This is a genomic window from Thiomicrospira sp. (genome assembly GCF_036568485.1).
Lineage (GTDB): Bacteria > Pseudomonadota > Gammaproteobacteria > Thiomicrospirales > Thiomicrospiraceae > Thiomicrospira.
The window spans coordinates 1-7,535 of record NZ_DATCSL010000031.1; the positions used below are offsets into that span (position 1 = coordinate 1).

The window sequence follows — 7,535 nt, forward strand, 5'->3', positions numbered from 1 at the left end:
GCACTATATGACTTGATGCGATAAGCGTTTATCAGTAACCTAGAACAGCACAACCAAACCCAAAGGATTGACATGAAAGCCGCTCAGTTATTTGTAAAGTGTTTAGAAAACGAAGAAGTTGAGTATGTGTTTGGCATACCAGGTGAAGAAAACTTGGATTTGATGGATGCTTTATTAGACAGCCCAATTCAGTTTATTCTAACGCGCCACGAACAAGGCGGCGCTTTTATGGCGGATGTTTATGGTCGTTTAACTGGTCGAGCGGGAGTCTGTTTATCGACTTTGGGCCCGGGCGCAACCAATCTTGTCACCGGGGTGGCCGATGCGAATATGGATCGAGCGCCAGTGGTGGCGATTGCCGGTCAAGCCGCGACTACACGTTTGCATAAAGAAAGTCATCAAGTACTGGATTTGGTGAACTTATTTCAGCCTATCACCAAATACAGCACGCAAATACTCAGCCCCAATATTATTCCTGAAATTGTGCGCAAAGCCTTTAAGGTCGCCGAAATCGAAAAACCTGGTTGCAGCTTTATCGACTTTCCCGAAGATGTCGCCAAAATGTCGGTCGATAAAAAACCACTGAAACGCCAAAGCCCCACCACCCCCGCACCCAACTTCGAAAAAGTGCGCCAGGCGGCTGAATTATTATCGCAAGCCAAACATCCCGTGATCATTGCCGGTAACGGCGTGGTGCGTGCGAAAGCCAGCGAGGCTTTAATTGAGTTTGCCGCCAAACTCAATATTCCGGTCGCCACTACCTTTATGGCCAAAGGCGTGATCCCTTGTCGCCACGATTTATCTATCGGCACAATTGGATTACAAGCACACGATTATGTCGCTTGCGGCATTGATCGGGCGGATGTGGTTGTGTGTGTAGGCTACGATATTGTCGAATATCAGCCGGCTTTTTGGAATCATAATCCAGACTGCAAAATCATCCATGTCGATACTCACCCGGCTGAAGTCGATGAATACTATATTGTCGAAACGGGTGTGCTAGGTGATATTGGCCGCAGTTTAGAAAGCATTGCTTCGGTCAGTCATCGCCATGAAGACAGCGGCGTGGCCAACTTAAAAACCATGATGGAATATGAATTTCATCAATACGACGAAGACCAAACTTTTCCTGTGAAACCGCAAAAAATCATTCACGATTTGCGGGTCGCGTTGGACGATGAAGATATTGTGGTGTGTGATGTGGGTGCACACAAAATGTGGATGGCGCGTATGTATAACGCCCAGGCGCCTAACACCTGCATTATTTCAAACGGTTTTGCTTCCATGGGGATTGCCCTGCCGGGTGCGATTGCAGCAAAACTCGCCAAACCCGACCAAGTGGCCGTGGCCGTTACTGGGGATGCAGGTTTCTTAATGAATTGCCAAGAAATTGAAACCGCCGTGCGCCTCAATTTAGCGTTGATAATATTAGTCTGGAACGACAGCGAATATGGTTTGATTAAATGGAAACAACTCAATGAATTTGGTCGCGAAAGTAATATCCATTTTAACAACCCGGACTTAGTTAAATTTGCCGATGCGTTTGGCGCGAAGGGTTACCGAATTGAACATACAGATGAGTTATTGCCGACCATAGAAAAGGCGATAAAAGATAAGTGCGTGGTCATTATTGACTGTCCGGTCGATTATTCTGAAAACATCAAACTTACCCAACAACTCGGTCAAATGATTTGTCCGACTTAATAAACAACACAAGTACCAGGCCTGGTGCTTGTGTTATTACCCAATACTCCAGCTAAATTAAAGGCTTCGCCCGAAAGTATTCCTGCACATAATCCACCCGTTCTTCGGATGTGGCTTTCGGTTGATCCAGCGTTTCAATATGGCGTAATCTTGGTAATAAACCGGTGCCGTTTGCGACTTGAATCGTCAAGCCCGGACGTGCATTTAACTCAAGTAGCATCGGGCCTCGATCTGCATCTAGAACAATATCGGTTCCCAAATAACCTAATCCGGTCATTTCATAACAACGTGATGCCAGTTTCAGCAAATCCGTCCAATCTGGAATTTGTATTTGATTTAACGCCGCCCCAGTATCTGGGTGATGGGTTAAACGTTTTTCAAACTGCACCGCATGCACAGCTTGACCAGAGCTCATATCCAAGCCGACACCAATCGCACCTTGATGCAAATTAGCTTTTCCGTCCGACTGTTGGGTCGACAAACGTAACATCGCCATCACCGGATACCCTTTAAACACGATAATACGAATATCCGGCACCCCCTGAAAGGAGTAATCCGCAAACAAATCATCGGCTCGAATTAAGCCTTCAATCAACGCCGTATCCGGCGCACCGGCGAGTGAATACAAGCCGGCTAAAATATTCGTCACATGACGCTGAATTGCAGCCAAGCTCATCTTTTTGCCCGACGCGCGAATAAACGCATCGCCATCACGACCAACAATCACCAAAATACCTTTACCACCCGAGCCGCGCGCGGGTTTAATCGCAAAGCCCTCCAAACCAGTTAGAAAGTCCATGAGTTTTTTGACTTCATGTTGCTGGCGAATCACACCATGCAAACTCGGCGAATTGACCTCTGACTCTTCGGCTATTAACTTGGTTTTGAGTTTATTATCCACCAGTGGATACAAACGTCGATCGTTGTATTGCGAAATAAAATCGATATTACGGGCATTCATGCCCATGATGCCTTGCGCTCTTAATTGGCTTGGTCGAATCCACCAAGCCATTATTTTGACTCCAACGCGTGAAACCGACGCAGCTCCAACAGACGATATCCGGTATAACGCCCCATCAGCATAATCAACGCCACCAGCACTAAATTGAGTTCAGGGAAGTTAAAGCTCAAGTAACCCACATATTCCAACTGCATCGCCAAGTAAGCCAAGATGGCGACTAACAAACTGCCGCCGCCCTGCACCAGTACTTCTTTCGGGCCATCTTCTTCCCAAAGAATCGACATACGTTCAATTGTCCAGGCCAAAATAATAATTGGGAAAAACGCCACCGTCATACCAGTATTAAAGCCCAATTGATAACCTATCAAACTCATCAAACCGACAATGAATACCACAATCACGATAATGGTCGCGATCCTCGAAACCAGCAATAAATTAAGTGAAGATAGATAACTACGCAATAACAAACCAATCGCCACAATCGCCACAAAGTTCACCAGGCCTGGTATGAGTGATGTTTGTAAAAACGCTAAAGCAATTAACACCGGCATAAAGGTGCCGGAGGTGCGTATGCCAATTAACACCCGCAATAAAACTGTAATCAGTGCACCAACCGGTAGCAGTAATAACAACTTAAACACGCCCTGCTCTTCGATCGGCAAATGATGAATGCTTAATAAATCAAATACGCTGTCACCGGTTTGCGCCCGCGCTAATTCTAATGCCGGTACTCTTTGTTCTAGCATCGAGAAGTTAACTTGTGCGCCACTTGCGCCCATTAAATCAATTAAAGAACCACCATCACGATGCCAAAACATTCTATTGCTTGGTAAGCCCTGCTCGCCACTTACTGGATCAAACACCACCCATTCATCATCCGCGTAGATTTCAATCATCGGAATTAATTCTTGATTGCGACGTGCATCTTCTAACTCCAACGCCATCGCCACACGTACTTTTAAACCGGCATGACTAAGCAACTTCTCAAGCAAATGAGGGCGTGAGTGATTGGCTAATAGGAGTTCGGCATTTTGATTTCGGTTGGTTTCAGCCACCAGTTTAATTACCTCGCGCGTCAAACTTTGAGGGGTGCTGGAACGTTGATAGGCTTCTTCTAATAAATTCTCGGCGGCAATGCGGTCTGATTCACGCCAAAATACTTCTAGGCTAGATTCTGGAGGGCGTTCGGATTCACTTGACGGATTAGGATCGGGCACAATTTGAATTTTATAATACAGCGTTTGCATGCCGTCAGCTTCGCGTCTTGACCATTCGCCTCGACGTGCGCCATCCGATTCGATAATCGAAAACCCATAACCCGGAGAGGCCGTTTGCTCAAAATAGAGTTTATAACCGGGTGTATGAGCCGGTAAATTCAAACTCGCCAACACCGGTTCGTCGCCATGTGCGCGGAAATCTACTTTTGCTTCAACCAACCAAGCTGAGGTTTGTTCGCCGGGCTTTAATGGAATACCGGTCACATCATGACGCATCCATGCGGTTAGAATACCGATCACGATCAGCGAAAAAATAAAACCGTAAAAAATCGGACGCGACATTAGTTTTCCTCACCGATGGTTGCTATAGATACTTTTGGTGGTGCGATGTCTTTTTTACCCACATCCACCAAAATAATATCCTTCATAACATTACGACCTATCAGCACCGCATAAGTTAAATGCGCTCGATCTGACAGAGTAAACTCGACCATTTGAGTTATGTCACCGAGCGTTAAATTCATCAACACAACCGGTCGACGTTCATAGTCTTCAGTGCTCGCCTGCACAATTCGAGCGTTTCGCACCAGCGGCCGCTCAATCGTTTTGGCATCCTCGTTTTGCCGATTAACCAGGTCAAACCGCACCCAATCTTTTCCATCACGTTCAAAGCGCGTAATGTTGCGAGCATCTAATGAGGATGTGGTCGCGCCACTGTCAATACGTGCCAGCATGCGAATATCAGACGGCTCAATATGTACCGTTTCAATTTCCCCCACCAATAACTTATCGCCCACATAAATGTAGCCATCATCATTGGTTTTTTTGGTCTGGCGCTGAGTGTTAATTTCTTCCTGCTCCGCCAAATCAATGGGCTCAACCGATTGATAAATTCGACTACCTAAATCTAACTTGGCTAGATCTTCGCGTAAAACCTCTAAATATTCTTGCTGGGCGGCTTGCTGACTTCTAAAGCGTTTATCCGCTTCAGCTTGCTGTTGTTGGGTCTGCTGATGTAAGGCTTCTTCAACTTGAGTCAGACGATTTTCAATGGCAGTTAAGTCAGCCTGTTTGATCCAAACATGCGAGGGAACACAAGCGGATAAACTAACTAATAGGAAGGGGAAAACAAGGATTGTTTTTAAAACAGAATTCACTAGACCTTATCCAAAAAAATGAGTTTTAGATAATACCATAAGCGACCAAACAAAAAAGCCGTGCGCAATATTTTCATACTGCTACACGGCTTTTAAGCCATCCGATTAAGGATGGCACGCTTTTAAAGCTGGCTTAAAATTAAGCTAGGGCTTTAATGCGAGCGTTGATACGGCTTTTTGAACGCGCGGCTTTGTTCTTTTCGATCACGCCTTTACGCGCCATACCGTCAAGTTTAGCTTGTGCGGCACGGAACAATTCGTTTGCCGCGGCTTTATCACCCGCTTGAATCGCGACTAGTACTTTTTTTACCGCTGTACGCATGTCTGAACGCTGTGATGCGTTTAACTGACGACGTTTTTCGGCTTGTTTAGCGCGTTTTAGTGCTTGTGCTGAGTTTGCCACAATGATGTCTCCAAAATTCTGTTAAAAACTAAAGTAATCCGGGTTTTACAAGTTGTCAGATTCACAACTCAGCCAGTGTTTTACAATAGGGTCTGAAAGGATTGCGAAATTATACCGTGTTTATTTATCACGTCAACTAAAAAAAGGCTATTTTTCTTAGGCTTAGGCTGGCTATAATTGAACTGAACGATTTTAACAACGCTTGACGGAGGAATCGATATGGACACATCCCAACACACGCTTTCCACCTTGTTTGATCAACTTGGCTTAGACAGTTCAGATAAAGCCATTCAGGACTTTATCCGCCAACACCGAATCCGCGATGATAAACCCTTAGATCAAGCGGATTTCTGGACTCAATCACAAGCCCAGTTTATTCGTGAAAGCTGGCAAAACGATGCCGACTGGGTGGATATCGTTGATCACCTAGACGCGCAATTACGCGACTAACAGTCCATCAAATTTACTCGCGATGGTATGGGTGGTTTTGAATTACCGACCAAGCGCGATAAATTTGTTCTGCAATCAGCACCCGAACCAACGGGTGCGGCAAAGTCAGTTTCGATAAACTCCACTTCCAATCCGCCTGCTGAATTAAACTTGCCTCTAAGCCATCCGGCCCACCCACAACCAGCGCGACATCCTGGCCGCCACCCAGCCAATCTTCCAGTTTTTTTGATAATTGTAACGTGGTAGGTTGCTGACCATGTTCATCCAACACCACCAAACGAGCGCCTTTTGGGATCGCCGCTAAAATACGTTTGGCTTCTTCTTGTTTGTTTTGATCAACCGAGCTGGTTTTGCCACGTTGCGACATTGGCAACTCTATTAAATTTAACGCACAAGCTTTAGGCAGGCGTTTGGCATATTCACTGTAACCTTCTTGTACCCATTTAGGCATTTTCTGGCCGACAACAATAAAGTGAATCTGCATCAATCCGCTCGAATCTTAGTCGTTTTTATCGGCTTGTTCATCGGTTGCGGCTTCAGGCGTTTCCACCTTCATATCCCACAGCTTTTCGATTGAATAATACGCACGTGCTTTTTCAGTCATGACATGCACTATCAAGTTGCCGTGGTCAATCAAAACCCAGTCCGGCTCTGGGCCAGTTTCCATGCCCATGCTTGGATCGCCGGCTTCTTTAAACGCCTGATCCACCATGCTACCCAATGAGCGCACATGAGTTGAAGAAGTGCCGGTTGCGACGATCATACGATCCGTAAAACTGGAGATACCCGCCACGTCAATTACCTGCACATCTCGTGCTTTACCATCTTCTAATGCTTTTAGGGCGATGTTTTCAATTTGCTGCAAATCCATTCAGATTCCTTATAAATAAAGTTGGTGTTGTTTAATATAGTCGATCACGCAAGGCGGCATCAAATAGTCAATCGGTTGGCCGTTTTTTAACAGTTCGCGTAATCGGGTAGCGCTTAAATCTAATTGCGTGACCTCCACTTCTACAATCTGTCCGGCGCGCTGGCTTGGTTCGACTGGTGAATCAGGTAACTTTGTCACCAATCGCGCTTCTAATAACTGCGCCAACGCCCCCTGGCTAGGTAAAGGTTCATTTGGCCGATGCATAACCGCTAAGTGCGCCAGTTCTAGAATGGCGGCGGATTCATGCCAAGATAGAAACTTCGCAAACGCGTCTGTTCCCATCATCAGCACCAAGCTGGCTTGAGGAAAATCTTGCTTTAAACTGCGCAGGGTATCGACCATAAACGATGGGCCTTGGCGCTCGATTTCACGTTTATCCAAGATGAAATTCGGCTGGCGCTGAATCGCCAATTCAATCATATCGCAGCGTTGCTCGGAAGACACCTGCGGATGCGCGCGATGCACCGGAATAAAGCAAGGAATAAAGCGCACGTGATCCAACTCAAGCTGATTCAACACATCCAGCGCCGGACGTAAATGACCGTAATGAATCGGATCAAACGTGCCGCCGTATACGCCAATTAATTGTCCGGCTGGTTCACCAGGCCTGGTAGTTTGCACACACGATCCTTAGCAAGATTTAATACATTAATTATTAAACGCCACATTATACTTTTATTCGCTGGCAGCGTCACTTAAACTAACCAAATGA

Annotated in this window: 9 protein-coding genes; 2 read left to right on the top strand and 7 right to left on the bottom strand. The window is 46.0% G+C overall.

All coding sequences use genetic code 11. From position 1 onward, the window contains the following. The first annotated feature begins 72 nt into the window (after positions 1-72). A complete protein-coding gene (locus tag VIM91_RS03035; RefSeq protein WP_331863346.1) occupies positions 73-1,704 on the top strand; it encodes an acetolactate synthase large subunit in 1,632 nt (543 codons plus the stop codon). A gap of 52 nt (positions 1,705-1,756) precedes the next feature. On the opposite strand, the gene VIM91_RS03040 is transcribed toward VIM91_RS03035, so the two are convergent. The 4 genes from VIM91_RS03040 to rpsT form a co-directional block, all read right to left on the bottom strand. Next, the gene (locus VIM91_RS03040) at positions 1,757-2,716 is read right to left on the bottom strand and encodes an alpha-L-glutamate ligase-like protein (RefSeq protein WP_331863347.1); all 960 of its coding nucleotides are present in this window, start codon (positions 2,714-2,716) and stop codon (positions 1,757-1,759) included. Next, positions 2,716-4,224, bottom strand: coding sequence for an inactive transglutaminase family protein (locus VIM91_RS03045; RefSeq protein WP_331863348.1), 1,509 nt, complete (start codon positions 4,222-4,224; stop codon positions 2,716-2,718). Before VIM91_RS03045 ends, VIM91_RS03040 begins: the two co-directional genes overlap by 1 nt. Next, positions 4,224-5,039, bottom strand: coding sequence for an ATP-dependent zinc protease (locus VIM91_RS03050; protein ID WP_331863349.1), 816 nt, complete (start codon positions 5,037-5,039; stop codon positions 4,224-4,226). Before VIM91_RS03050 ends, VIM91_RS03045 begins: the two co-directional genes overlap by 1 nt. A gap of 139 nt (positions 5,040-5,178) precedes the next feature. Further along, the gene (rpsT, locus tag VIM91_RS03055; protein WP_029933899.1) at positions 5,179-5,442 is read right to left on the bottom strand and encodes a 30S ribosomal protein S20; all 264 of its coding nucleotides are present in this window, start codon (positions 5,440-5,442) and stop codon (positions 5,179-5,181) included. A 219-nt stretch (positions 5,443-5,661) separates the two neighbouring features. Here rpsT and VIM91_RS03060 point away from each other — a divergent pair, with 219 nt between their 5' ends. After that, positions 5,662-5,892: a DUF2789 domain-containing protein gene (locus VIM91_RS03060; RefSeq protein WP_331863350.1), complete on the top strand. Its 231-nt coding sequence runs from the start codon at positions 5,662-5,664 to the stop codon at positions 5,890-5,892. Between the two features lie 13 nt (positions 5,893-5,905). On the opposite strand, the gene rlmH is transcribed toward VIM91_RS03060, so the two are convergent. The 3 genes from rlmH to nadD are packed head-to-tail and all read right to left on the bottom strand — an operon-like array spanning position 5,906 to position 7,444. Further along, positions 5,906-6,376 (bottom strand): 23S rRNA (pseudouridine(1915)-N(3))-methyltransferase RlmH, encoded by a 471-nt coding sequence (gene rlmH, locus VIM91_RS03065; RefSeq protein ID WP_331863351.1) that lies wholly within the window; start codon positions 6,374-6,376, stop codon positions 5,906-5,908. 15 nt (positions 6,377-6,391) lie between these two features. Beyond that, the gene (rsfS, locus tag VIM91_RS03070) at positions 6,392-6,763 is read right to left on the bottom strand and encodes a ribosome silencing factor (protein WP_331863352.1); all 372 of its coding nucleotides are present in this window, start codon (positions 6,761-6,763) and stop codon (positions 6,392-6,394) included. Positions 6,764-6,772: 9 nt separating this feature from the next. Further along, entirely contained in the window at positions 6,773-7,444 is a 672-nt protein-coding gene (gene nadD, locus VIM91_RS03075; protein WP_331863353.1) for a nicotinate-nucleotide adenylyltransferase, read from the bottom strand. Positions 7,445-7,535: the final 91 nt, after the last annotated feature.

Excerpts from the sequence above, each read along its gene's own strand:
- VIM91_RS03035 (WP_331863346.1), top strand. The coding sequence starts at position 73 with ATGAAAGCCGCTCAGTTATTTGTAAAGTGTTTAGAAAACGAAGAAGTT.
- VIM91_RS03040 (WP_331863347.1), bottom strand. The coding sequence starts at position 2,716 with ATGGCTTGGTGGATTCGACCAAGCCAATTAAGAGCGCAAGGCATCATG.
- VIM91_RS03045 (WP_331863348.1), bottom strand. The coding sequence starts at position 4,224 with ATGTCGCGTCCGATTTTTTACGGTTTTATTTTTTCGCTGATCGTGATC.
- VIM91_RS03060 (WP_331863350.1), top strand. The coding sequence starts at position 5,662 with ATGGACACATCCCAACACACGCTTTCCACCTTGTTTGATCAACTTGGC.
- rlmH (WP_331863351.1), bottom strand. The coding sequence starts at position 6,376 with ATGCAGATTCACTTTATTGTTGTCGGCCAGAAAATGCCTAAATGGGTA.
- rsfS (WP_331863352.1), bottom strand. The coding sequence starts at position 6,763 with ATGGATTTGCAGCAAATTGAAAACATCGCCCTAAAAGCATTAGAAGAT.